We start from the raw sequence: 24515 nt of genomic DNA, 5'->3' as shown, positions 1-24515 counted from the left end.
AACACTTATCTCAACCATAGGCTCGCCAGAGGAAGTGGGCAATCAGTGCCAAAGTTGACAGTCGACGATGTCGCGGAAATAGCCAGAACCTTTGCATTGAGAAGGGGTTTCTTTGGCAGTGCCGTCTCTTCCGTAGAGAAAAAGGGAGGAAGATGGCGAGTTGTCATCGATGTGGGGTTGCTACACTCCGACAAAAAGACATTGGTTATCGACGACCGCACCGGCAAGATAATCTCCTACAGGTAGAGGACTCTTTGTCGTGGCAGCTCCCCGAAGAGTTCAAGGAGCAAATTGAAACGTTGGACTCGATAGCTACGACGCTCCGGAGGCGCGGAAACTATTCCGATGCGATAGCAATTCATAACGTTAGTTACAGGTTGATTGTCGAAAGACAAAGTAGAGAGGGTAGAAGACTTCACAAAGGAGGTCCGCTTGCACAGATTGGTATCTGTTTGCTCGCAAAAGGTCAACCGACTCCTGCCTTGCCAGTCTTTCTGAGTTCGTTTATCGAGGACTGCTTGTCAGAGGGAAGTGGAGACAGAGCGAAGTCATTTGCTCGTACGATTCTGAGGGGGTCTTATGGAATCCCATTGGATTTCCTGGGCGGGCTTGAGGAATTCGCGGTCAGCAAACGAGGGGCTGAAGCTACTGATCCAAACTCGATACTAAGTCAATTCGTCGAAAGCGTTCAAATGGATGATTCGAAGCTAGTCAAGCTTCAGAGGGCAGAGCCTAGAGTCATAACTAGGCAGTTGAGTATGGATGAAATCCCCGGTAACAGAGAGCAACGTGTTTTCGTGGGAGGTACTTATGGGAACTACGTGGTGATTGAAATGCTAGAGAATATCGTAATAGAGGAAGGACTCATACCGATAATTGCTGACAGGTTCAAACCGCGTGAAGGAGCCAATGAAAAGACGCATTCATTCGAACTTCTTGAGAAGTGCGGTCACGCAATCTTCGAGATTTCAGTTCCTAATGGATGGTTAGCTGAGGTCGAGCGCGCTGACTCCAAGAACATTCCACTGATGTGTTTCTTCCAAGGATTGGAGCCTTCTCGAAGCGTTAGTGCCATGACCAAAGGCTACCCACGCAAGGGCTGGAGGGGTTTTGATGGCCTGAAGGGGAGTGTCTCAAGTTTTCTTCGGAGTAGGAGCGCCTAGGATCCTGAAAACAGGCATCCCGTCTTCCATGTAGGAGGTGTAAAGACACTCTCGCTTAGCTTGTTGGAAATTTCCATGAGTGACGTTTGAAAGTGGACAGAATCGACATGATGCCAGTTTCCCACGCTTTCGAAGGCACGCCCGTTTCCAGACGACTAGTTTCCCAATCCTCTTCAAACTGATTGACGGAAGGTGGGAAGGGTTGTGAAACGGCCAGGAACCACAATCCCTATCCCTCCGGCGCGACACTTGGCCTAACTCACCGCTAGGGTCCCGTTCAGCATCGCCCAGTGAATAGTGCAGAATATCGAACAGTATAATCTGAACGTCCCCACCTTGTTCGCGAGGAACTGCACGTGCAGCGCCTGCCCCGGCGGCACCGACTGAATCGGCGTGTCCCGATAGTGCGAGACCTGGAACCCGTGGGCCTGGTGGTCGATGTTGCAGACCGTGATGTTGACCATGGTCCCGTTCTGGACGCTGATGTTCGGCCAGTTGGCTTCGGGGACGCCATGCTGGATGCTGTCGTTGAACCCGTTCACGCTGGCGACGATCAGGAACCCCCCCGCGGGCCTTGTGCACCAAGAGGGCAGCGTCCCGTCTCTACCCGACCCCCGGAGATAGTAGTATGACGCGCCCGCTGCGCTAGCGGCTACGAGCAGCCCGACGAGGATGATGACAGCTCCCCTACGACCGAGGCCCAAGCTGACCCCCTACGAGTGGAAGAGGGCGACTATGTAAATCGCGAGGAACCCTGCGAGGAGCCAGAGCGCCACCCTGGCGGACTCCCACCTGCCCTGCGCCTCGCCGCCGACGAACAGGTGCCTGACCAGCCTGAAGGCCACGTAGACCGCGCTCCCGGTCCCGAGGGCGAAGAAGTAGGTCGCGTCGTATTCTAGGAAGTACCCGGTCACGGCCCCGATGAGCGAAGGGACAACGAAGAGCCCTGCGAGTATCAGCACGTCCTTGAAGCGTCGGGACATCGCGACCGCTCCTTCCCGCGCCGCGACGTAGACTGCCCCGACCATCATCGGCTCGAGGAGCTTGTGGAGGACGTAGGCCGTCCCGCCTGAGACCCCGCCGAAGGTCTCGAGGAGGTCTGTGCCTGAAGTACCCGCCGCCGTGCTCCCGAAGGCCGTTCCCTCTCCGAAGCCGTGAATCCCCAAGGCGACAGCGACGAGCATCGGGATCGCGAGGCCTGGCCCCGCAGGAAGGGACGAGAAGAGCCCCCGGTCGGCGGCGAAGAACAGGACCACGCCTATGATGAAGAGAACCAGTATCGCAATCTGCACGCCACCCCCCGAGAAGCCCGCCTGGACGTCCAGGTAGGAAGACGTTCCTATCGTGTCGCTGAAGAACCAGAAGAAGATCCCAAACGAGAGGGCAATCAGGTACCTAGGCCTGACCAGCGATGAAGCTGATGTGACAAGCGCGAGGCCCGCGATGGCTGGCAGGGCGGTCGCGACGGCGAAATAGAGGAAGCTAGTGGCGAAGTCGAGCACGAGCCGCGTCCGGGGCCTGATTTGTTATGCCTTGCGGGCCTGGGCTGCGAGGAGCGCGCGGCGGAGCCGGGCGTTGACCTCGAGCTGTTCGAAGGCCCTGCGGAAGGTCATCTCGTTCCCCTTGTACCTCTTGCCGGAGATGAAGCTCCTGACCTCGGCTTCGTGTCCAATCCCTATCCGCGGGATCGCCGCGCCCATGTAGAGATAGAACTGCTGGGTCCCTCCGTAGACGTCGCGGAACTTCTCGTAGTTCTTCGCGACCCAGCCCCACAGGGTCGGGACCGAGGCCGGGTTGTTGTAGGCTCCGCGGAAGGCCGGGCCCGAGTCGGAGCGGCTCACTTCACCGTCGAGGGTCATGTCGAGCGTCTTCTCTACGAGGCTGGGTTGGAGCGAGGTCAGGGCGCCGTAGACCTTGCCCCTGTCCACCTCGGTCTTGACAGTCCCCAGGAGGTCCACGAGGGGGCCGAAGGCGGCGGGGCCGCGGTGCATCGCATAGCCCACCACGACCGCTTCCTTGAGGTTGGGGTCCACCGATTCAAAGTCGTCGAACTTCTGCGCCAGCTTCGCGGCCAGGGACGGGCTCGCCTTTGCCAGGAGCATGGCGACTGCCTCCCTCACGATACCCGCGCTCTCCTCCTCCTTCGGCTTCGGCGTCAGGCCCACGAGGCGAAGCTGCGACTCGAAGAACCCGTGGTAGGCTTTGCGCACAGTCTCGGCGTCGCTCGCGATGGCCCGGAGGCCGTGGAGCTGGTCGCTGATCGCGAGGCTGATGAGCGGGTCCTTGAGCTTGGAGGCGAGGGCCACGAAGCGGAAGTACTGGGCGGGCTCGGCGATCCCGGCCTGGATGAAGAGATAGAGGTCGTTGATGATCCCCGCCCTGTCGTGCGAGTGGAGGGAGGAGAAGCCCTTGGCGAGCTGGCGGTACATGGCTTCGTCGTAGAGTACGCTGTAGAACCCTGTCCGGCGCGAGTTGAGGACGAGGCGCTCGGGCCTGGCGGCCTTGACCGTGGTCGAGGGATGGTCGAAGAGGACACGCTGCTGGCGGCCCCCGTCGTCGAAGGTGAGCGGAATCGGCCAGACCTCCTTGGACTCCTTCCCGGTCAGCTTGAACTTGCTCTGGGTGAGGCTCAGCTTGCCCTTCGAGGCCTTCGCCCGGACGACGGGGAACCCCGCGATTGTGAGCCAGGCCTTCGCTACGCGCGAGACGGGAAGTCCCGAGGCCCTGCCCAGGGCGTTCCAGAGGTCCGACCCTGCGGCGTTGGAGTAGCGGAACTTCTTGAGGTAGGCCGAGATCCCCTTCCTGAACGGCTCGTCGCCGACGTAGGCCTCGAGCATCCTGAGGACGGCCGCCCCCTTGCCGTAGCTGATCGTGTCGAAGAGCCCGTTGATCTCCTCTACGCTGTTGACCTGGACCTGGATCGGATGGGTGGACGAGAGGGCGTCCACGTTCAGAGCCCTGAACGTCTCGGCGCGAAGGAAGTCGCGCCAGGGGTCCCAGTCGGGGTGGAGGCGGCTGAGTACCTTGGCAGACATGAAGGTCGCAAAGCTCTCGTTGAGCCACAAGTCGTCCCACCACTTCATTGTGACGAGGTCGCCGAACCACATGTGGGCGATCTCGTGGGCCTGGACCCGGGCGGCGGAGCGGTGGTCGGAGAGGCTGGAGTCGGGCCTGACAAGGACTAGCGACTCGCGGGAGGCGATGGCGCCCCAGTTCTCCATGGCCCCGGTGTGGTATTCTGGGAGGGCGACGAGGTGGAGCTTGGGGAGCGGGTAGGGGATTCCGAAGTACTTCCCGAAGTCCTCGAGAACGTCCGCGCAGACTTTGCCGATGAAGCGGGTGTTGTCGGCCTGGCCCGGCCGGGATGCGACTATCACCTTTGAGCGGCCTGCTGTGGTCGTGGCCTCGTCGAACTTGCCGACTCCAAGGAAGAAGAGGTAAGTGGACATCTTCGGGGTCGGCTGGAAGACCGAGGCCCTTCGCCCGTCCTTGGTCCGGCTCGACGACGCAACGGGCATGTTCGAGATGACCTTCAGTCCGTCCTCTGTGGTCACCTTGAGCCTGAAGACCGCCTTGAAGGCCGGTTCGTCGAGGCAGGGGAAGACTGAGCGGGCCTCGGCCGGCTCGAGGTCGGTGGCGAGGAGGTGGTCCTTGCCGTATTTCGACTTGTAGAGCCCGAAGATCGAATCGTCCGAGACCTCCTTTCTGTACGCAATTCCGACGGTGGAGAGTTTCTTCGGGACGCCTCTGATTGAAAGGATCCCTTTGGACTTCGAGTGTGAGAAAGGAGCCTTCTTGCCGTTCACTTCGACGCCCATTATCTCCATCTTGGTCGCGTTCAGGTGGAGCGGCTCCCTCGCGGACCTGACTTTGATCGATTCAGTCCCGTCGAGAACCGAGCGCTTGAAGTCTACTTCGAGGCCGAGGTCGTAGGACAGGATCTCCAGTTCAGAGTCCCCAAGGGGGCGGCCTTTGGGGGATGAGATAAGCGTGCGGGCGCGGCAGCACTTCAGAAGTAGTCGTAGCCTTGGCAGGAGAATCGGAGGCTGGCTGTCCCGAGCGTCCGGGCGAGGTAATTGTCCTTCCGACCCTTCAGCTGAGTGGCCATCAGCCCGTAGTAGGCGAGGTCGGAGACCGAATACCTGCGTTTCAAGAGCGCGGCCCTGAAGTCTCGGACGAGGGTGTTCCAGAAGGCAAGCAACTTGTCGCTTGCAGCCAGCTCCACGGCCGAGATCAGGCCGTCTCCGTCTGGTCGGGCCTCAGTGGTCACCAGCTCTGACACCTTGACCCAGCTGGGCGAGGCCTGCATTTCGACGTATCCGACCTTCTCCTTGCCCCGGTTCACCATCATGATCGAGTCTAGCTTGACGAACCCAAGTTCCATGAGCGATCTGAGGAGACCGCGAGGCCTGGGGACGAAGCCCGTTCTTCGGCGGGTCGAGGAGGCGTACAGGCGCTCGAGTAGGGCCACGTCGGACTTCTTTGCTGGCGTCAGGAAGTAGGGAGTCTTCGGCTTGGCCCTTGGGGAACTCCTGAACGCAAGGTCTGGGGTGTAGATGTCCCGATACCCGAGTTTCTCGTACAGGTGGTGCGCGGAGTTGGTCCGGCTTGTCCAGAGGAATGAAAGCCTGATTCCTTCGCCTGCCTCCCGGGCATGGACTTCCTCCAAGAGCCTCCCGGCGAGCCCCTTCCTCCGCTTGTCCCTCCTGGAGGCGACCCCCTGTATTCCGGTGGCAGTCTCCACGCTGTCGTCTGGGAGTGTAAAGGGGAACCTGATGACCCTGACCGTCGAGAGGATCTTGTTTCCTTCGACCGCGTAGACGCCGAAGTACTTCGGCGCAGGGTATCCGACTCTCCTTGCCGCCTCGATCCTGCGGAAGTCCATCGGGCCCCAACCTGCAGAGAAGTCGAGTAAGTGGGCTTCAGGTTTGAGCTCGGACGGGAGCTCGTCGTGCCCCAGGATTCTCAACGATTGCCTCTCCCGGTCCTTCTGCCCACTCGCCTAGGCAAAGTCAACCTGACGCATTCAATGGAAAGTTGTATTTCTTCAGCATCTCCGCCCAGCGGGGGTCCTTGCGGATGCCCTCGAGCTGGGGCAGGTACCTCAGAGGGATCCAGCTGACTGCCTTTCTGTCTATTGCCTTCGAGAGCAGGTCGAAGGTCTTGTCCATGTCTCCCAAGGCGTACGCTATGCCTGAGTCGATGCCGAGGCGGTCGTCCTCATCTAGGGCAACATTCCTCATGCTCTCCTCTAGTTTGACGATCTTGTCTCGCTGGCCGAGCTGAGCGTAGCAGTAGGCCAGGTCGGAGATGGCCCCAACCCTGTTGTGAGCGATTCCCGAGAGAGCTTCGAGCTTGAGCGCCGCGGCCGCGTAGTCATTCCGAGCCATGTCCAAGTCGGCCTCGTACTGCGCCACGAGCTGGTTCCCGGGAGAGAGGTGCCTTGCCTTATCCATGAGCTTCCGTGCCTCCTCTATCCGGCCGGAGAAGAACAGCATTCCACATGCGTTCATGACGATGATGAGCGAGAGCGGGTCCTGTCTTTCAGCGAGGAGGGCCTCCTCGAGGCCTTCGTTCAGCTTTCCCAATTCAGCGAGGTCCATTCCGTACCAGTGATGCGCTGGTGCGTAGCTTGGGTTGAGTTCGATTGCTCTCTTGTATTCGCGCTCAGCGTCGGCGAAGCGATATTCGCGGACAAGGAGGAGCCCCATGGAGGCGTGGGCCTCTGAGTTGTCGGGGTCTAGGGCTAGGGCCTTTTTCGCGTATTCAGTGGCCCTTTCGACGGAATCCCCTAGCGGCACGTACTTGTAGTCAGCCTGAAGGAAGACGGCGTCCGAAAGGCCCGCGTAGGCCGGGGCGTAGGTTGGGTCGAGCTTGGCCGCCCTCTCGAACTCTACTATGGCCTCGGCAAGGCCCTCCTTCGTCCTCCCTGGCATCGCGGCCCGGCCCTTCAGGTATGCCATGTAGGCGTCGAGGTTGGAGGTCGCCCGCTTCTCGATCTGCTTTTCCTGGGCCTGCAGGAGCTGGAGCTTCAGGGCGTCCGCCACGTCCCTTGCTATCTCAGACTGAATCGAAAAGACGTCGGTCAGCTCGCGGTCGTAGGTCTCCGCCCAGAGGTGCTCCTCCGTCTGGGCGTCGATGAGCTGGACTGTCACCCGGATTTTCTCGCCTGCCCTGCGTATGCTTCCCTCCATGACCACTCCTACCTCAAGTTCGTCCCCGATGCTGGAGATGCGCTTCTCGCTGCCGCGATACCTGTCGGAGGAGGTGCGGGCTATGACCCTGAGGCCCTGGACCTTGGAGAGGACTGTGATCAGCTCCTCGGTCATGCCATCGGCGAGGTAGCTGTCCTTCGCGTCAGGGCTGATGTTCGTCAGAGGGAGGACTGCGAGTCTGTTTTTGGGAGCCATCTTGGATTCGCCTGGTTTGGCCTCCTCTCGGAGGACTACCTTGTATAGATTCACGGGGAAGTCGACGTGCTTGAGCTGCTGGGGGGCGAGTTTCTCCATCTTGAGGGGGATCTTGTTCCTGACTTGCGAGTAAACCTCTTCCGTGATGCAGACCCCGCCTGGCTCGGCCATGGGGAAGGTCCGGGAGGCGATGTTGACCGCGTCTCCGAAGATGTCCTCTCCCTTCTCGACGACGTCGCCGACGTGGATTCCAATGCGGACCCTCAGGATGGCTTCTGGCTTGCCGGCTGCGTTCTGCAGGGAGAGGCCCTTCTGTGCGTCCACGGCCGACTCCATCGCCTCGAGGGCGCTGCCGAACTCCACGAGGTAGCCATCGCCTGTCCCCTTCACGACCCGGCCGTTGTGAGCGCCAAAGGCACGCTTCAGGACGGCATCTTGTGACTCGAGGAGGCGGAGGGCCAGCTTCTCGTCGCGCTGGCTGAGAGAGGTGTAATCAGCCATGTCGGTGAACATAATCGCAGCCAGCCGTCTCTGGTCTTGGGGCATCTCCAGGCGCCAGATGACGTCTCTCAGAAGTTAAAGCCGTTATGCAATCGTTCGTGTCCCTTGACTGGTCGGACAGGAACTTTTGATGGTCAGTTCGCCAGGAACCCGTGGAGCAGAGGCCGGTTCCACTCATCTCGCTGGGTGGTAGTCCTGGCGGCCGCTCATCACGTGTGACTCTTTACCTTCATTTGGTGCGCACTCCAGCGCGATTACCCACGGCACTCACTGAGGATTTGAGTCAATCTGTGCATGCTCAAATTCAGGGGATCCGATTTTCGAGCCCATCGGAGGAATCGATGCCGCGGGTCGGACACCCCGACTCAAAGGTCAGGCTATGGACTACCCCTAGGTTGGCTCAGATCCACGTTCCTCACAGAAATCATGCCAAACTTGAGTTAGTCTCGGCGATCGCAGGAATTGGCTCCGTCGAACCCCTGGCGACTGCAGGAATGAGAGAGTTAGCGTGGCTTGTCTGGCGTTCCCTTAGGTATCAGTCGGGAGGCCCAACTTTCGCGCTATCTCTGTCCACCTTGGATCCGACCTGTATTCATTACACCAGGGAAAACCGCTGAAGTAAAATAGATACGGGTCATGTTCTGCGTAGGCTCTCTCGAGCCATCTGTATCCGTCCTGCTTCTGCCCCATGGCCAGCTTTGCCATCGCTACTAAGGTCGAGGAAAAGAAAATTCTGTCTCCTGCCGAAAGAACCTTTTCCACTGTTTTCTCGGCATCCTCAGTCTGTCCCGCGACTGCGTAAATCCAAGCCAGGTTCAGCAGCCAACCCGATGACCCTCTATCCATCTCAGCCGCCTTCCTTCCTTCTTCTATCGCTCTCTCAAATCTTGACTGATACGCTAGAGCCGCTGCAAACTCACCTCGGGCCGCCGCAAACTCTGGGTGTTCTTCAATTACCCGCTCGTATTGTCTGATCCCTTCTTCGAATTTGCCGAGATACGTGAGACCTCGTGCAACTCCCATTTGATAGACTCGGGAGTGAGGGTCGAGTTCGAGCGCCCGTCTTTCCTTCTCGTAGGCCTCTTCGTACCGCCGGAGCGAGGAAAGCATTAGGGCGTACCAGTGGTGTGCAGGCGCATAGTTTGGCTTGAGTCCAATCGCACTTTTGAGCTCTCTCTCGCCCGAAGTGAGGTCCTCCGAGCTCAAAGCGAGTGACGCGTGGGCTTCTGCCAGCGATTCATCCAGCTCGAGGGCCTTGAGGGCATTGGCCCTCGCCAGTGGTCGAGCCTTGGAGGGGGCCATCCATCCGTAGTCCGAAAGGATGTTGTAGCAGTCAGAGATTCCAGTATACGCCATCGCGAGGGCAGGGTCAAGCCTTGCGGCTTCGTCAAAACATTGCATCGCCATCTTCGTGCCCTCCTCCGTCCTCTCGTTCCAGTAGTACCTTCCCTTCAGATAGAGGGAGAATGCTTCGGTGCTCTTCGTGAGGGCCCTCTCAATTCTCTCTTTCTCATCAGGGAGGATCCTGATTCTCAGAGCGTCGGCGACCTGGGTTGCGATGTCAGTCTGAACCCTGAACACATCGTCAAGTTCGCGGTCGTACCTTTGCGCCCAAAGATGCTTGTCGTCGGTCGTATTGATTAGCTGCGTGGTTATCCTGATCTTGTTCCCGGCCTTCCTGAAGCTGCCTTCTAGAACCGACCCGGCCTCCAGTTCCAGCCCGATCTCCCGCAATTTCTTGGTAGTTCCCTTGTAACCCATCACCGAAGTACGGGAAATGACGCTCAGCCCCTTCACGCCCGAAAGTGTCGAGATGATCTCCTCAGTGATGCCGTCGGCAAAGTACCAATCATCGGGGTCAGGACTCATGTTTGCGAACGGGAGTACGGCGATTCTGCTCGTATTCAACGTCGGGGCTCGGTCGTCTACTTCTCTCTCCCACGGCATAACGATCTTGTATACCATCAGGGGGACTGTGACGTTTTTCAGCGCTTTGCTCCCGATGCTCGACAAAGGGAGGTCGAACTTGTTTTGGACATGGTCGTAGACCTGTTGACTCAGGCAGACGCCGCCATCATCCGCCAGCGGTTGGAGTCTCGACGCTATGTTCACCGCGTCGCCCGAAATGTCGCCCGCCGACTCTACCACGTCACCAAGGTGGATGCCCACCCGCAGGTGAACTCTTCGGTCTTCAGGCATTGAGAAGTTGAATTCTCTGGTTGTTCGCTGGATGTCATAGGCGCACCTTACGGCGTCGAGAGCACTAGAGAACTCTACCAGGAAAGCGTCCCCCATGGTCTTCACCTCTCTTCCCCTGTGCTTGGCGAGGACCGGTCTGATCAACTTCCTCTGTTCTTCGGCGAGGGCGAGTGAGAGCGATTCGTTCTTCTGCCCAAGCGCCGTATAGCCCACCATGTCCGTGAACATTATGGCGGCCAGCCGTCTGAGTTCGCTCAAGGTACGCACGACTCAGAACTGCCTTGGGTTAAAAGATTGGTAGGCGTCAGTATCTGGGAGTCTTGGGGTCTACCTGGGTGGACCACGCGTCGATCCCGCCTGAGAGGTTCCGGACGTTCTTGAAGCCCTCCCTTCTCAGGAAGCCGACCGCCTGCGTGCTCCTTACCCCGACGTGGCAGTAGACGACTGTCTCTTTGTTGGAGTCGAGCTCGCCCTTCCTCTTGACGAGCTGCCCCAGGGGCACAAGGGTCGAGCCCTCGATGTGGCAGATGTCATATTCGAAGGGCTCGCGGACGTCCACCAGGACCAACTGCCTGCCCCCGTCAAGGACAGCCTTGAGCTCCTTCGGGGAGATGTTGAACTCGACCGGGGCGGCCTTGGCCTTGGTGCCGCAGAACTCCTCGTAGTCGATCAGTTTGGTGATCGAGGGGCTGGGGCCACAGACCGGGCACGCAGGGCCCTTCTTTGTCCTGACTTCGTCGAAGCTGGTCTCGAGGCCGTTGAAGACGAGGAGCCTGCCGACCAGGGGCGAGCCCTTGCCCAGGAGCAACTGGATGGCCTGGACCGCCTGTAGGCTCCCCATCACACCTGGCAGCATCCCGAGGACACCGGCGTCTTCGCAGGACTTCACCTCGCCTGGTGGCGGAGGCCTGGGGAAGAGGCACCTGTAGCAGGGCCCCTGCGGAGCCCAGAAGACCGAGGCCTGCCCGTCGAAGCCTAGGACGCTCGCGTAGACGTCCGGCTTCCCAAGAAGGACGCAGGCGTCGTTGACCAGGTAGCGGCTGGGAAGGTTGTCAGTGGCGTCGATGACAAGGTCGTACTTCTTGATGACCTCGAGGGCGTTGTCGGAATTCAGGTGGATGTCGTGAGGCTCGACCTTGACGTAGGGGTTGGTCAGGGCGAGGCGCTTCGCCGCCGCTTCGACCTTCTTCCTTCCTACGTCGGCCTCGCTGAAGAGGAACTGCCTCTGGAGGTTGGGCAGGGATACGACGTCGTCGTCCACTAGTCCAATCCTTCCCACTCCGGCGGATGCCAGGTACACCGCCGCGGGAGACCCCAGGCCTCCGACCCCGACCACGAGCGCAGAAGAGACCTTGAGCTTCCTCTGTCCGTCCCTGCCGACCTCGGGGAGGACGAGGTGCCTGCTGTAGCGCTGCCCCTCGGCGGGGGAGAGGGCAGCAGGGTCGGACGACATTCTTCAGAGCGCGGTGGAAGGCCCTCGCTTAAGCGTAGTGCGCCGTGCTTTCCCTCTAAATAACGCGCGGGGGGGCGGAGTGCCCGAGTTCAATGTCTTCGATCATCGAAGCGCAAGGCCTGGTCAAGGTCTACGACAAAGCGAAGGGGCCGGCCCTAGACGGCCTGGAGCTGAAGATTCCCGAGAAGAAGATCTTCACCTTACTGGGCAGGAACGGGGCTGGGAAGACGACGTTCCTTCGGATAGCGAGCACCCAGCTCATGCCGACCTCAGGCTCGGTGAGCGTCTTCGGGGTGGACGCGCTAAAGCACCCGCGCCAGGTCCGGTCGAGGATCGCGATCTCGCCGCAGGAGGCGAAGCCCCTGTGGACGCTCAACGCCTACGACCACGTCCTGCTGGCGCTGATGATGAGGGGGCAGAGCAGGGAGAAGGCCTCCAAGAAGGCGAAGGAGGTCATCGAGGCGGTCGAGCTGAAGGAGGTGGAGAAGGTCCACTCGGAGGATCTCTCGGGCGGGATGAGGCAGAGGATCATGGTCGCGATGACGATGGCCTGCGACGCTGAGCTGCTCTTCCTCGACGAGCCGACGATAGGCCTTGACCCTCTCGGGAGGAGGAAGGTCTGGAGTGAGCTGATCAGGCTCAAGGAAGAGGAGGGAAGGTCGGTCGTGCTAACCACCCACTACATGGACGAGGCAGAGGCGCTGTCTGACGAGCTGGTGATAATCGAGAAGGGAAAGGTCCTCGTCCAGGGGAGGCCCTCTGACGTAAGGGCGGGGCATCTGAAAGGGAAGGTGAGGATCGACGTCGCTGGCGGGTTCGCAGAGTCAGAGCTCGGGTCGTACGGGAGGGTCATCGAGGCAGGCAACCTGCTACGACTCTTCGTGGACCAGGCCGTGGCCGAAGAGATCAGCAGAGAGGCGCTCAAGCGGAAGGTGGCTGTGACCATAGCGCCGGTGACGCTGGACGACGTCTTCGTGGACATCGTGGGGACGAGCATCGAGGAGGACACGGTCGAGAAGAAGGCGGGAGGGGTAGGCCAGGGCGGAGGAGGGATAGTGAGATGAGCGAGAGCCTCATGCAGCGGGTCTGGAGCAGGCTTCGGACGATCGGAGCGCTGTGCTACTACCTCGGAATCGTGCCGATGTTCAGGATACCGACGCTCCTTCCGTTCGTGTTCGCGACGCCCTTCACCATCCTCTTCATCCTGTACGTGACGGGGAACCCTTCGGCGTTCAAGTTCGGGGTGGCTGGAGCGATCACGATGTCGGTCTCCCAGCAGGGACTCTTCCTCGGGGCGGACCTGACCAACCTGAAGATCGAGCACAAGTTCCAGTCGATCGTTGTCGCGTCGCCCGTGACCCCGGCGGTCTACATGTTCGCAGTGGCGCTGGCTGAGCTGGTCTTCGCGGCGCCGGCGGTGGCGATTCTCCTGACGGTGGTCGTCCTGAGTTCGAGCGTCAGCGCGGTCGCGATCTTAGAGATCCTTGCGGTGATCATCATGACCTGGGTCACCACTAGCTCGATAGGGTTCTTCCTGTCGACCTACCTGCTGAACACGAGGACCGCGTTCCTCACGGTCTCGTTCATCTCGATACTGCTGTCGGTCCTCCCTCCGGTCTTCTACCCCCTTACGGTCATACCTGAAGGGTTCAGGTGGATTGCGGAGCTGGTCCCGACGACCCACTCCTCGATCCTCGTCCAGGACGCGGTCGGCCTCAATGTCGCTGGCTCCTCGGTCTTGGTGAGCTGGGTCACGCTCCTCGGATTCACAGTCGCATTCCTGCTGGTGGCGCTGTTCAAGGCCCGGTGGAGAGAGGGCTAGCTTGCTGGAGCTCTCGAAGGTGAGCTCGGGGTACGGGAAGACCGAGATCCTTCACTCGGTCGACCTTGAGATCTCGAAGCCGGCGGTGTACGTGGTCCTGGGCCCGAACGGAGTGGGGAAGACGACACTCTTCAGGACAGTGGCGGGAGTCCTCCGGCCGTTCTCTGGTGAAGTCAGGCTGGGCGGGAACGACCTCTACGCAGACAACAAGCTCAGGCACGAGATCGGGTACCTTTCGCACCTTCATGCTCTGCCGGAGGAGATGACAGTGGCAGGTGCGCTGGGGTTCTATGGGAAGATCGAGGAGGGCAAGGCCCAGGAGGCCATGGACCGAATCGGGCTGAGGGACATAGCGATGAAGAAGGTCGGGGATCTGAGCCAGGGGCAGAAGAAGAGGGCCTCGATCGCCAAGCTCTTCCTGCGAGAGAGGAAGCTGTACCTGCTGGACGAGCCTACCTCGTCCCTGGACCCGGTTGTGGCAAAGGAGGTCAGGGACCTGCTCCTCGAGCTGAGCAAGGAGAGGTTCGTCCTCTACTCATCGCACAACCTCTACGAGGCGCAGGAGATCGGGGAGTATATCGTTCTGATCAAGGAAGGGGCGGTGGCTTTCTTCGGGAGGAAGGACGAGCTGAGGTCGAAAGGATACCATGTCGGGATCAGGGCCTCGGCCGACCTGGGAGGGGTCATAGCCAACGGGCGGAAGGAGAAGGAGTACTTTGTAGTCATGGTCACGGGACCTCAGGAGGTCGGGGAGATCGTCAAGAGAGTAGTCGAGGCCGGGATATCGGTCTACGAAGTCAAGGAGATGGGAAACCCGCTTGAGGACCTCTTCACCGGAGGACTCAGCTGATGGAGATCTGGAGGCAGGTCTTCAGGCGGAGCGCGCGGATGGGCCTCGGCTACGTCGTCCTGAGCCTCGTCATGGGAATCTTCCTCAGCGTGGGGCTCAACGTCGGCGCCGCCGCCGGCAACGTGGTGGGACCTAACGGAAACCTGGTGCCTGTCGGTGGCATCCTCAGCGGCATCGTGGTCCCCCTGGCTGCCCTGATTGGATTGGTGATCACGACACCGGTCTACCTGCTCTTCGTAAACGACAAGAATTCGGGGGTCCTCGAGTACCTGCTCGCGGTCGGGATGGACCAGAGGGAGATCTTCCTGGGCTACCTGAAGGCTAGCGTGGCGCTGTCCCTGGTCGCGCTGGTCCCGGTCCTATTAATTCACACGGCTTTCATGTCGAGCGGGCTCTGGGGAACGCTCTTTGGGTCGGGCCTGGCTCTTGCGACCGGAGTCTCTGACGTGGCTCTGGTCACGGTCCTGATGACGACGTTCAGCTCCATGCAGAGGAGGCCGACGGGCATGAACTCGCCACTGGGGATTACGGTGGGTGTCTTCTTCATCATGCCGGAGATCTTCCTGGTTTCTCTCCTCAGGACGGCGGCGGTGTACCTGGAGGTCGGAGTGGCTCTGACGCTCCTCGTGCTCGCTGTCGGCTTCCTCCTCTCCCTCGGAAGGGTGGTCCGCAGAGAGAAGCTCCTCCCGTAGCGCTTAAACGGGAGCCTCGTCGCGGTCGCTCGAAATGCCTGAAGTGGGAGACAAGGCACCGGACTTTACGCTCTACGACCACGACCGCAAGCTGCGGCAGATGTCGGAGTTCCTTGCCAAGGACAGGAGGACGATCCTCGCTTTCTTCCCTGGAGCCTTCACGGGAGTCTGCGACAAGGAGATGTGCACCTTCAGGGACATGTACGGGGACCTCGAGGGCCTCCACGGCAACGTCGTCGGGATATCGGTCGATGCGCCCTTCTCCAACAAGGCCTTCGCAGAGAAGTACAGCCTGACTTTCCCCCTGCTCTCCGACTTCAAGAAGGAGACGATCCAGAACTATGGAGTCGTATGGAACAACCTAGCCGGAGTCCAGGGTTACGTGTGCGCGAACAGGGCGATATTCATCGTGGATGATGCGGCCAAGGTCCTCTTCAAGTGGGTCGCGCCCAATCCGGGGACCCTCCCCGACTTTGAAGCGGTCAAGAAGGCCCTGCAGTAGGCCTGAGCAAGGAAGAACCTGATTTCTGGGAACTGGACAAAAGGGGAGAGTGCCGCAGCTCGCTTGGAGCGCGGACTCTAGAGTTTGGTCAGGAGCGCGCCAAGAACTTCGTTCGCGTTCTTGTACGTTCCTTCAGGAAGGGCCTTTGACATCCAGTCGGCGTCATCCCTGTCTGCATGCACGTTGTTGTTGCACGCTGCGACGACTTGCGCCTTAGAGGCAGGGTATGGCACGTGTGACTTTAGGTGGCCCAACTCATCTGCGAATTTGCCCATGAATCCGCATCCGCGGCTGCCCCAATATTAACCCGGCGCTACCTGCTAAGGCAGGAGTGACCGGACTTCGGTCCTTCCACACTTCACTAGGGACCGGCGTCTTTCAGGGCTTCCTTCATCGCGTCGACCTTCTCCTTCATCAGTGCTATCGCAGTCTCGAGCTGCTTGCACCCCTCCTCAGCCAGGAGGAGTTGAGCTTCGAGGTCGGAGATCTTGTTCGGCGCACTGTCGAGGTCGCGCGTGACCTGTCCGAGGGGAGAATAGTCGAGCCTCCGCGGCATTTCCGAGAAGAGCTCGCGCTGGACCTGGTTGATCTCGCTCATCTTCCTTTCATCGGTCGCGGCGAGCCAGGAGACCTCCCTTCCTGCCCGGAGCGTCTCATAGAGCTCATCCTGAAGCTTGACGTAGGAATCCCAGTACTTCACCCATGCGACGTTGAATGCGGCGAAAATCTCCTTCAGCTTCGCGTCTCGCGCCTCTTTTGTGGGGTCCACTGCGACGACGACGAGGAAACCCCGCTAATAGAGTTGCTACCCTTGTTTAATAGGCACGCAAAGCGGTGTGGACCGTGAATCAGCTACAGCCAGAGCTGTGCGTGACTCATCGAATCAGGCTCCAGCCGCTCGACAGCTCCTCCCAGTTGGCCTGCCCGGTCTGCACACAGTTGAACGTTCAAGACTCGCTCCGAAGACGATCTAGAAGGCGCTAGCCAAATGAGAGTGGCGGTCCAGCAGTCGCAGAAGCTTCCTTCAAAGCTCCCGCAGGCCTGTCCGAAGTGCGGCATCGTGGGGCACCTGTACAGGACCCCCAGAGGTCTCAGGTGCGCGAGCTGTGTGAGGAACATGGACTCCTCCGGTCTGGGCTTCAGGTACACCCAGTAGCTGCACGGCTGAATCTGTAGTCAATCAACGAAGGCGAGTTGCGGAATGAAGCTCAGGATGGCCGGAAGGGTCAGTCTCACTTAATAACCCGCTCACGGGGCTTCTAGTTATCGGACGGAATAACGGTAGGATGTGTGAAGTAAATTGAGTTTCGGTCAACGAGGAGGATATGGCAACCGGGGAGGCTTCGGAAGAGGCTCCGGGTCATTCAACAAGCCGGTTGAGGTCGGTAAGGAATACAACGTGAGTATCTCCGACACCAGCAGGCGTGGAGAGGGAATTGCCAAGGTCGACGGATTTATCGTCTTTGTCCCTGGCACTAAGGTCGGCCAGAATGTGAGGATAAAGGTCACGCAGGTATCCGAGCGATTCGCATCTGGACAAGTCGTAGAAAGCGCACCAGCCTCCGAATCTAGTGGACAAGCCTCGAGCTGATAGCTGGGCTAGTCCTCAGTTGTGAAGATGGTTGATTCTTAGAGTCAACCACCCTCCATCATTATTTTCCCGGTGGGATCGTATGAAAGCAGGCAGCCAATCTTGGACCTAACAATTTAAGGCGTCTTCGTCCGAAGGTCCGATTCCGTGGCCGCGATAGTGTAGCTTGGTAAGCATAGGAGGCTGTGGACCTCTTGACGTGGGCTCAAATCCCACTCGCGGCCCCTCGATTCAGAAGCCGTTCAAGGTAAGCCTGACATTGCATGACTGTTCCGCTGCCACCTAGGGGCGGCGGGAGGAGGAGGGGCAGTTTCCCCCTCCCGCGTCAAAGTAAGGAGTTTGAGCTACTCAGCCCGCGCTGGTGTAGACGCAGGAAAACGTGTAGCCCTTGGAGTATTGGTAGAAGGCCTGGTAACCTGAGGCAAGCTGCGCTGAGACTCCGGAGTTGACGTAGGAGCCGCAGCGGAAGGCGTAGTAGGCTGGCGAGACGGTCGAAGTCGACTGGTAGTGCGCGCCCAAGAACTGGCCTTGGCCATTGGTCATGGGTATGAAGGGGACGAAGAGCGCCACCACCGCCACTATGGCGATTAGTGCTATCCACTTCCAAGCTCTCATTTTTCTTCGAAGGTAGTATGCCCGCCAGGGCTTAGAACCTACAGAATTGAACGGCTACTTGCCCTTGTAGCAGTAGTACGGGAAGCCGCCGTTGACCATGTCGACCGCCATCTCAACGACCCTGTCCGAGATTTCCCTCCAGCGTGAGTCCCAGTCTATTCCCTCTACGACGAGTTCGCCCTCATTAGACCCAGACATCGAAGGGGTGTGGTTCCAGATCGCCCGCCCTTGGAAGGGCTTGACAATCCTGACCCCCCACTTGGTGCAGTTCGCCCTGGTCCCCTTCTCGGAGAAGAATTGGCACTTCGGGCAGAACCGCGAGAGCCATATCACTTCCTTGGTGTGCTTGACGTTCTTGCCGATGTCCTCGATGAGGCGCTCGGACTCCTTGCGGATCATCTCCGCGAGTTCCTTCTGGCCCTGCTCGGTGCGGGTGTAGTACTCCGGGTCGCGCGCGAGCGCCTGCCACCAGTTCACGTACTCCGTGTCTTCCTGCAAGTCCGGGTTCTCGGCCGATTGTTTCGGATAAAAGCCTGACTGGATGACTGGTGTCCTGGGAACGGATAAATATCAAAAACCGCCCGAAAGCTTCCGGTCTGGCACGCAGCGTGCTTCGACGGGCGATCAGGACTGGTCCGAAAGGGCCGGGATGATGACTCTACTGCTGCGTGTCCAGCCCAATTCGTTCTAGATTGGAAAGCCTGAGGCGACCATGAACGCGACGGCCGCGAGCAGCAGGCCCAGGTCTACGACCGCTTCCTTCCCTCCCTTGGCCATCAGCGCCTGAAGTTCGGTCGGCGGGCCCTGGGGCGGGTTCTTGATCAGCTCGTCTGCGACGTCGTATGCCTTGTTGAACGTGGGGACGATCAGGAGGGCCGACTCCAGGAAGGCGATCAGCCCTAGCGTGAAACCGATCGTAATCGTGATTCCGAAGTTCGACGTGGTGAGGGAGGAGAAGTTGCCGTCAATCACAAAGTAGAGGAGTATCAGACCGAAGAGAATCGTCGCCGAGGCAGCGACCATGAAGTATCTGGTGGCCTTCCTTCCGACCTTGGCGAGGAACTCGAGCGAGGTCGGGGGGCTCAACCTCTGGAGCCCGGGGGCGAGGACCATCACGAAGAATATCGACGCACCTAGCCAGCTGATGCCGGCGAGAATGTGCAGGTAGGCGAAGATGGTGATTACGACAGGAGCGACCATCGAGTGCCTGGTTTCTGAGGTTCGTTATTTAAGCCTCGGAGGTGAGAAGCTCGGCAACGCGGGCTGAGTCGAGCAGGCGGGCCCCCTTTGAGGAAACTTCGTTGAGCGCTCGGCGCGAGTCGTCGGGCTTCAAGTTGACCCCCATGGTGCAGTCCTCAAGGACGTCGACTTTGAACCCAGACTTGAGGGCGTCGAGAGTAGTCTGCTTGACGCAGTAGTCGGTCGCAAGGCCGCACACAAAGACCTCGTCGACTACGAGCTCCTTGAGCCTCTCCTCCAGGTTGGTCCCCTGAAAGCCGGAGTATGCCTCGAAGCCTGGCTTTTGCCCCTTGCTGACGACCTCACTCTCAGGAGGAATGTTGAGGTCTGGGCGTAGCTCGGCCCCCCAGGTGCCTTGTACGCAGTGCGGAGGCCAGGGGCCTCCTCTGGCCTTGAACGAGGTGTGGTCGGGCGGATGCCAGTCGCGCGTGAAGAAAACGGGAAGGTTAGATCGTGAAAACTCCGTTATCACCTTGTTCAGTGGTGGGATGATTCTGTCGCCGCCCTTGACGGGGAGCGCACCACCGGGGCAGAAGTCGTTCTGTATATCCACAACGATCAGGGCAGGGCGCGTCCCGGCGTCACCTCCAGGAAAGGGAGGGCTGCGTCCCCTTCAGGGCCTCCAGGTCGGAAAGGACCCTTGAGCGGACCGCCTCGGTCGAGTCCATCTTGCCTACGATCTTGCCGTTCTTGAGGAGGGGCTTCAGCATGTCATTAGGGCGGATGGCCTTGGGAGGACCGCCTTGGGCCACAAAGTCCCTGAACCCAGGGGAGCGCTGGACCGTCTTGCGGCCCCCGAGCCCGCCGCGCTTGGCCCTGAACTCGGTCTTGGTGCCCTCGGTCACCTCCACTATCTTGGCGCTGAGGTCGATCACAGGGGGATAGGCGACTGCCGTGCCGACCCCGTACCCGTCCACCACTGGGTTGAGCTTCGAGATGGCCTCTTCGTCGAGGCGCCCGGACGCGATGATCTTGACCTTCTTCCCGCCCCGGATGTCCAGCTCCCACCTCACCTCCTCGGCGATCTTCAGGAAGTCCCCGCGGCGCGAAGCCGGGGTGTCGAGGCGGACCCCCCAGAGCCTTGTGCCGAGCACTTCGAAGGCCCTGATCGACTCTGCCTTCTCGTCCCAGAAGGTGTCGACGAGCGCGACCCTGGGGACCCCCTTGGGGATTGTCTCGTCGAAGAGGCGCCAGGCCCTCTCCTGGCTCCCGAGGATCTGCACCAGTGCGTGGGGCATGGTGCCTGTGGGTTCCAACTTGAGCAGCTTCGCGCCGAGTACGTTGGAGACGCCGTCGAAGCCGGCGACGTAGCAGGCCCGCTCCACCATTGGGGCGAGGGCGGGGTGGACCCTGCGCGTCCCGAAGCTGATGAGCAGTCTGGAGCCGGCGGCGATCCTGAACCTGGCGGCCCTGCTAGAAACGCTTGTCGAAGAGGAGAGCAGGCCCAGCAGAGGGTTCTCGTACTCTACGAAGTCGGAGTACTTCCCCTCGATCACCATGAGGGGCTCATAGATGGCGGTCGTCCGGTCGGCTACGAAGACGGAGCCCTCGTCGAAGGACCAGACGTCGATTGGCAGGCCCTCGAGGAGCTTGGCGGCCTCGTAGACCCCCGTGAGGATCCCCCAGTTGTCCGCGTAGGGGACATCACGTGCGTAGACCTCCATGACGACCTTCGAGTCGATGTTGTTTCTTTGGAGGACCTTCTTGGAGTGCAGGAAGTAGGCGTCTGTCGTCTGTGCGGTCCGGATCTCCTTCTCTGAGGCGAGCCAGAAGAGTCGGTCCTCCAGGTCGGGGTTCGGCATCTTGAGAGGGCCTTCGGGGCGTGCACAGGAAAAGGGTTTCCCCGAGCCAGGCGGCCGGATGAGATGGATGCCCTAGAAGGGCTTGAAGACCATCAGCCACGCGATGACGGTGATGCCGACGGCCCCGACAATGGAAAGCTCCACCGGGCGGGTCGAGCGTGCGAGGGCCTCGATCTGCTGGGGATCAGCGACAGGCCCAGGCTCTTGTTTCTTCCCGCGTTGGTTGGTGGGCAGCCCCAGGGCGCTCCTCAGTTTGGTGAAAGGTCCGGTGCCGAGCGGATACATGAGTCCCATCGTGAGGAAGCCTACCCCGATCGCGGTCCAGACCCAGAGCTGGCCCCAATAGCCGCCAAGAAAGGCCAGGCTGATCCCGGTGCCCAGGACCAACAGGATGAAGACGTAGGAAAACGCGATGGAGAAGCGCGAGAGCTCGAGGAGGGCCTTCAGCTTCTCAGGCTCTGCGGTCTTCTTGATCCGGAAGACGGCCATGGACGATCCGCCGTGGGAGACGAGGAACCCGAAGATGCTGATTATGTGTCCCCAGACGAGCCACTCGTAGAGTGCCAACGGTCCAGTCTGAGGCCGGGCGAATTTAAGCGGTCTCGGAGGGACGAAACAGAAAACCGTCTTCGTTGTTAAATAAGGCAGGCATCGGAAGCGGTTCGAGGGCCGGTAGTTCAGCGGTATGAATGCCCGCCTCGCACGCGGGATAACCCCAGGAGGGTCCCGAGGTCGGGGGTTCGATTCCCCCCCGGTCCATCTTTCTTGTTACTCAATACTTTGCGCTTCTCAGTTCGGCAAAGACGAGGTAAAGGACGCCGGTGCCTATCGCGACGACCAGGCCGGAGCCGATGAAGACGGTCGTGATTGAGAGCAGACTAGCTATGGTGCCAGCGAGAACGGCCGCGATAGGCTGGGAAGCGGAGAGCAGGGCGCGCAGCACGGTCGTTGTCCTTCCGAGAAGCTCTCCGGGTATGTGCGTCTGGATGAGAGTCGAGATGGGCACATTCACGATTGCGATGAAGGACCCTATCGTGAAGAAGACGACGAGTGCGATGGGGATCGTGGTGACCAGGCCGAGGATGCTCAGAAGGACGCCGAAGATGATTATCCCGGAGAAGAGGAACTTGCCCACATAGTTCCTGAAGTTCACCTTGCCCACAACGATCGAACCTATGATGGTGCCCAAGAGGAAGGCAGAGAGCAGGAAGCCGTAGGTGGAGTCTGTGCCGCCCTGCAGATGCTGCTTCGCATACGGAACGAGTAGGGCGAAGGTCGCTCCCCCGAAGCCATTTACCAAGAGGCCGAAGACTATGAGCTGCAGGAAGAGCTTGTCCTGCCGGACGTAGGCCAGGCCTTCACGAAAGTTGGTCCAGAAGCTGGGCCCGCTCGGAGTTGCGGCAGGGACCGCAGCCTCAACCTGGCGAGACTGCCCGTAGGACCTCGCGATGAGCCCTAGCAGCCCGGCAGCGAAGAGGAAAGTCAGAGCGTCGTAGGTGATCGGGATTGCGTACCCGAAGGAAGCCACCACCACTCCTCCGACGCTGTATCCGATTAGCTGGTTGGTGGAGGTGCTGAGGGTGAAGAGACTGTTGGCCGCTCCGAGGTTCTCCTTGCTCACGATCTTTGGTATGATTGCGCCGTTGGCCGCGAGGTAGAACTGGGCCGCGGTGTAGAGTAGCAGGACAAGGACTAGGATGATGGAGTATCCCAGGTTGGCCGTTACGTACAGGGCGGCGACCACCGTGGTGATTGCTCCCTGGACGACGTTGCTTACGATCATGATGTCCCTCCGGTTGAGCTTGTCCGCGTAGACCCCTGCGATTGGCCCGGCGAAGACCCCCGGGAGGAGGACGACCGCCTGGGTCAAGCCCACCAGGAAGATAGAGTGGGTGATGTTGTAGACGAAGAGAAGCAGCGCGACGTCGAAGACTGCGTCTCCCGATTGGGAGACTATCTGGGCCAGCCAGAGGGTGGAGAAGGACCTGTTGCCGAACAGGGTCCGGTAGCTTGGAGACTTCTGGGGCGTCGTCGACTCGGGCTGAGTCTGCACAGGTGTGGACTACCCAGTCCCGGGTGCGACTTGATGGATAGATAAGAGAAAGGGAGGGGCCGACTAACTGGCGACTATCTTCGGCTCGGCGTCCATTCCGAGCTCGGCGCCTAGGTCTGCCCTCAGGCCCTTGTACCTATTGCGGACCGTGACCTCGGTCACGCCCGCCGCCTCTGCGATCTCCTTCTGCGTCTTGACCTCGCCCTCGATGACCCCGGCGAGGTAGAGTGAGCTGGCCGCCAGGCCCATGGGGGCCTTGCCCGCGGAGATCTCCTTCTTCTCAGTGAGGCGGACGATCTCTATCGCCTTGCGGGCGACCCTCTCGGAGAGGCCCACTTTCGAGGCGATGCGGTGCACGTTCTTGGCCGCGTCTGCGACCGGCATCGTCATGTCCATCTCCCTGAGGAGGATGCGGTAGTCCCTGGCGACTGCCTTCTTGTCGAGGTTGTTGACAGCGGCGATGTCCTTCAGGGTCCTCGGAGTCTCGGTGTCGCGGAATGCGGCGTAGAGCGAGGCAGCTGAGATCCCGACTATCGAGCGGCCCCTGAGGAGGCCTCTGTCGAGTGCCTTCCTGTAGATGTAGGCTGCGCGCTCCTTGACCGCCTGCGAGACTGCGAGCTTGTCGCTCATCTTATCGAGCTCGCGGAGGGCGACACTGAGGTTCTTCTCGTGGTTGCCGAAGGCCGGAGACCTGTTGTCCCACTTGCGGAGCCTGTCGATTGAGCTGCGCATCGGGGAGGCGAAGGCCCTGCCGGAGTGGTCGCGGTTCGACTTGCCGATCATCGTCGAAAGGCCCATGTCCCTGTAGGTGATTGATATGGGCGCACCCGTGCGCGCCTTGTCCTCGCCCTTCCCGTCGGAGAAGGACCTCCATTCGGGGCCCTGGTCCACAGCGCGCTCGCTGACCACGAAGCCGCAGTTGGCGCAAGTCATCTCGCCGGTGTTGGCATCCTCGACGAGCCTGCGCATGCCGCAGTTCGGGCACTTATCGGAAACCTGTAGTACTGAAGTTCTGAGTTTGTTCATCTTGTCCACTATACAACCAAAGGGCTACAACCATATTTAAAGATAGTAGTAATTCCTGACTAACTAAGTTCTGGTGACTTTACCTTCGATGAAGCGCCTGCGCCTTACGTAGGGGGCCTCCGGGTTACGACTGGCTTTAGCGTCGCATAGGAGAACAGTCATCCTATGCTAATTCTAGGCCTCTCGCCCTTCTTTTGGAGCTCAAGTCCTACATTGTAAAAGCTCCAGAATTGAGTGCCCCAGCCGGGAATTGGCCAAGTCAGAGGAAGCGGATTTTTTTACCTTGCTCTCGTATGCCAGAAAGGCAGCCTTCGCTTTCGCTTCACTTGCTATGAAGTCGAACTCCCCACCTTCGTCACTACTCGAGCTAGTCATGGAACTCTCTTGAGGCCAGAAATGTGATGGGAAAACCTCTTGTAGCATCTCGGCTTCAAGGACATTGCCGTAAGAGATGCTGATGAACTCGATCTCCTCGTGATCGATTCCCATTGAGAGATACCAACCCATCCTATTGTCCTTCTGGGGAAGACAACGATCGTCGTACTAACCCATTCACGTTACTGCCCTCTCACTTGGAAGGCTTTTCCAGCCCTCGTG

27 protein-coding genes and 2 tRNA genes are annotated in these 24515 nt (G+C 59.9%); 11 read left to right on the top strand and 18 right to left on the bottom strand.

All coding sequences use genetic code 11. From position 1 onward, the window contains the following. Positions 1-45: 45 nt before the first annotated feature. On the top strand, positions 46-246 hold the full coding sequence (locus HY247_06555) for a hypothetical protein (GenBank protein QQG48400.1): 201 nt from the start codon (positions 46-48) through the stop codon (positions 244-246). A gap of 8 nt (positions 247-254) precedes the next feature. Then, the gene (locus HY247_06550; protein QQG48399.1) at positions 255-1163 is read left to right on the top strand and encodes a hypothetical protein; all 909 of its coding nucleotides are present in this window, start codon (positions 255-257) and stop codon (positions 1161-1163) included. A 254-nt stretch (positions 1164-1417) separates the two neighbouring features. On the opposite strand, the gene HY247_06545 is transcribed toward HY247_06550, so the two are convergent. The 7 genes from HY247_06545 to moeB all read right to left on the bottom strand — a co-directional run bounded on the left by HY247_06545 (position 1418) and on the right by moeB (position 11726). Next, positions 1418-1867, bottom strand: coding sequence for a hypothetical protein (locus HY247_06545; protein QQG48398.1), 450 nt, complete (start codon positions 1865-1867; stop codon positions 1418-1420). A gap of 9 nt (positions 1868-1876) precedes the next feature. Further along, entirely contained in the window at positions 1877-2665 is a 789-nt protein-coding gene (locus HY247_06540) for a hypothetical protein (GenBank protein QQG48397.1), read from the bottom strand. 24 nt (positions 2666-2689) lie between these two features. Beyond that, positions 2690-4981, bottom strand: a complete 2292-nt coding sequence (locus tag HY247_06535) for a M1 family metallopeptidase (protein ID QQG48396.1) — start codon at positions 4979-4981, stop codon at positions 2690-2692. A 191-nt stretch (positions 4982-5172) separates the two neighbouring features. Beyond that, entirely contained in the window at positions 5173-6132 is a 960-nt protein-coding gene (locus HY247_06530; protein ID QQG48395.1) for a GNAT family N-acetyltransferase, read from the bottom strand. A gap of 43 nt (positions 6133-6175) precedes the next feature. Next, the gene (locus tag HY247_06525; protein QQG48394.1) at positions 6176-8119 is read right to left on the bottom strand and encodes a hypothetical protein; all 1944 of its coding nucleotides are present in this window, start codon (positions 8117-8119) and stop codon (positions 6176-6178) included. A 483-nt stretch (positions 8120-8602) separates the two neighbouring features. After that, positions 8603-10531, bottom strand: coding sequence for a tetratricopeptide repeat protein (locus tag HY247_06520; GenBank protein QQG48393.1), 1929 nt, complete (start codon positions 10529-10531; stop codon positions 8603-8605). 46 nt (positions 10532-10577) lie between these two features. Beyond that, positions 10578-11726: a molybdopterin-synthase adenylyltransferase MoeB gene (gene moeB, locus HY247_06515; protein ID QQG48392.1), complete on the bottom strand. Its 1149-nt coding sequence runs from the start codon at positions 11724-11726 to the stop codon at positions 10578-10580. Between the two features lie 92 nt (positions 11727-11818). Here moeB and HY247_06510 point away from each other — a divergent pair, with 92 nt between their 5' ends. The 5 genes from HY247_06510 to HY247_06490 are packed head-to-tail and all read left to right on the top strand — an operon-like array spanning position 11819 to position 15592. Next, positions 11819-12790: an ABC transporter ATP-binding protein gene (locus HY247_06510; GenBank protein QQG48391.1), complete on the top strand. Its 972-nt coding sequence runs from the start codon at positions 11819-11821 to the stop codon at positions 12788-12790. Next, entirely contained in the window at positions 12787-13548 is a 762-nt protein-coding gene (locus HY247_06505; GenBank protein ID QQG48390.1) for an ABC transporter permease, read from the top strand. The genes HY247_06510 and HY247_06505 overlap by 4 nt, the downstream gene beginning before the upstream one ends. Position 13549: 1 nt before the next feature. After that, positions 13550-14398 (top strand): ABC transporter ATP-binding protein, encoded by an 849-nt coding sequence (locus tag HY247_06500; GenBank protein QQG48389.1) that lies wholly within the window; start codon positions 13550-13552, stop codon positions 14396-14398. Next, entirely contained in the window at positions 14398-15090 is a 693-nt protein-coding gene (locus HY247_06495; protein QQG48388.1) for a hypothetical protein, read from the top strand. Before HY247_06500 ends, HY247_06495 begins: the two co-directional genes overlap by 1 nt. 34 nt (positions 15091-15124) lie before the next feature. Then, a complete protein-coding gene (locus HY247_06490; protein QQG48387.1) occupies positions 15125-15592 on the top strand; it encodes a redoxin domain-containing protein in 468 nt (155 codons plus the stop codon). A gap of 77 nt (positions 15593-15669) precedes the next feature. Here the strand turns inward: HY247_06490 and HY247_06485 are convergent, their stop codons facing one another. After that, positions 15670-15867, bottom strand: a complete 198-nt coding sequence (locus HY247_06485; GenBank protein ID QQG48386.1) for a DUF2795 domain-containing protein — start codon at positions 15865-15867, stop codon at positions 15670-15672. A gap of 86 nt (positions 15868-15953) precedes the next feature. Further along, complete coding sequence (locus tag HY247_06480) at positions 15954-16361, bottom strand: hypothetical protein (protein QQG48385.1); 408 nt, start codon at positions 16359-16361, stop codon at positions 15954-15956. Positions 16362-16580: 219 nt separating this feature from the next. On the opposite strand from HY247_06480, the gene HY247_06475 reads away from it, so the two are divergent. The 3 genes from HY247_06475 (at position 16581) to HY247_06465 (ending at position 17407) form a co-directional block, all read left to right on the top strand. Continuing rightward, positions 16581-16748 carry a hypothetical protein gene (locus HY247_06475; protein QQG48384.1) on the top strand — a complete coding sequence of 56 codons (168 nt, stop codon included), beginning with the start codon at positions 16581-16583 and terminating at the stop codon, positions 16746-16748. A 144-nt stretch (positions 16749-16892) separates the two neighbouring features. Then, positions 16893-17183 carry a TRAM domain-containing protein gene (locus HY247_06470; GenBank protein ID QQG48383.1) on the top strand — a complete coding sequence of 97 codons (291 nt, stop codon included), beginning with the start codon at positions 16893-16895 and terminating at the stop codon, positions 17181-17183. A gap of 150 nt (positions 17184-17333) precedes the next feature. Continuing rightward, positions 17334-17407: transfer RNA gene (locus tag HY247_06465), tRNA-His, on the top strand. A 124-nt stretch (positions 17408-17531) separates the two neighbouring features. On the opposite strand, the gene HY247_06460 is transcribed toward HY247_06465, so the two are convergent. The 6 genes from HY247_06460 to HY247_06435 all read right to left on the bottom strand — a co-directional run bounded on the left by HY247_06460 (position 17532) and on the right by HY247_06435 (position 21406). Beyond that, positions 17532-17798 (bottom strand): hypothetical protein, encoded by a 267-nt coding sequence (locus tag HY247_06460; protein QQG48382.1) that lies wholly within the window; start codon positions 17796-17798, stop codon positions 17532-17534. Between the two features lie 54 nt (positions 17799-17852). After that, on the bottom strand, positions 17853-18296 hold the full coding sequence (locus HY247_06455) for a hypothetical protein (protein ID QQG48381.1): 444 nt from the start codon (positions 18294-18296) through the stop codon (positions 17853-17855). 189 nt (positions 18297-18485) lie between these two features. Beyond that, positions 18486-18998, bottom strand: coding sequence for a hypothetical protein (locus tag HY247_06450; GenBank protein ID QQG48380.1), 513 nt, complete (start codon positions 18996-18998; stop codon positions 18486-18488). 28 nt (positions 18999-19026) lie between these two features. Next, on the bottom strand, positions 19027-19599 hold the full coding sequence (locus HY247_06445; GenBank protein QQG49582.1) for a nicotinamidase: 573 nt from the start codon (positions 19597-19599) through the stop codon (positions 19027-19029). A 19-nt stretch (positions 19600-19618) separates the two neighbouring features. Continuing rightward, positions 19619-20839 carry a nicotinate phosphoribosyltransferase gene (locus HY247_06440; GenBank protein QQG48379.1) on the bottom strand — a complete coding sequence of 407 codons (1221 nt, stop codon included), beginning with the start codon at positions 20837-20839 and terminating at the stop codon, positions 19619-19621. A 72-nt stretch (positions 20840-20911) separates the two neighbouring features. Continuing rightward, positions 20912-21406 carry a hypothetical protein gene (locus HY247_06435; GenBank protein QQG48378.1) on the bottom strand — a complete coding sequence of 165 codons (495 nt, stop codon included), beginning with the start codon at positions 21404-21406 and terminating at the stop codon, positions 20912-20914. Between the two features lie 99 nt (positions 21407-21505). Between HY247_06435 and HY247_06430 the strand changes: the two genes are divergently transcribed. Next, positions 21506-21598 (top strand) — tRNA-Ala (locus HY247_06430). A 13-nt stretch (positions 21599-21611) separates the two neighbouring features. Here the strand turns inward: HY247_06430 and HY247_06425 are convergent. From HY247_06425 to HY247_06415, 3 genes are all read right to left on the bottom strand, one after another. Beyond that, entirely contained in the window at positions 21612-22892 is a 1281-nt protein-coding gene (locus HY247_06425) for an MFS transporter (protein QQG48377.1), read from the bottom strand. A 63-nt stretch (positions 22893-22955) separates the two neighbouring features. After that, positions 22956-23918, bottom strand: coding sequence for a transcription initiation factor IIB (tfb, locus tag HY247_06420; protein ID QQG49581.1), 963 nt, complete (start codon positions 23916-23918; stop codon positions 22956-22958). 201 nt (positions 23919-24119) lie between these two features. Continuing rightward, positions 24120-24425: a hypothetical protein gene (locus HY247_06415; protein ID QQG48376.1), complete on the bottom strand. Its 306-nt coding sequence runs from the start codon at positions 24423-24425 to the stop codon at positions 24120-24122. Positions 24426-24515: the final 90 nt, after the last annotated feature.

Source organism: archaeon, from assembly GCA_016432545.1.
In the GTDB taxonomy this organism is placed as follows: domain Archaea; phylum Thermoproteota; class Nitrososphaeria; order Nitrososphaerales; family Gagatemarchaeaceae; genus UBA183.
The sequence above is the reverse complement of the archived record's forward strand: the minus strand, read 5'-3'. Positions and strand labels throughout refer to the sequence as shown.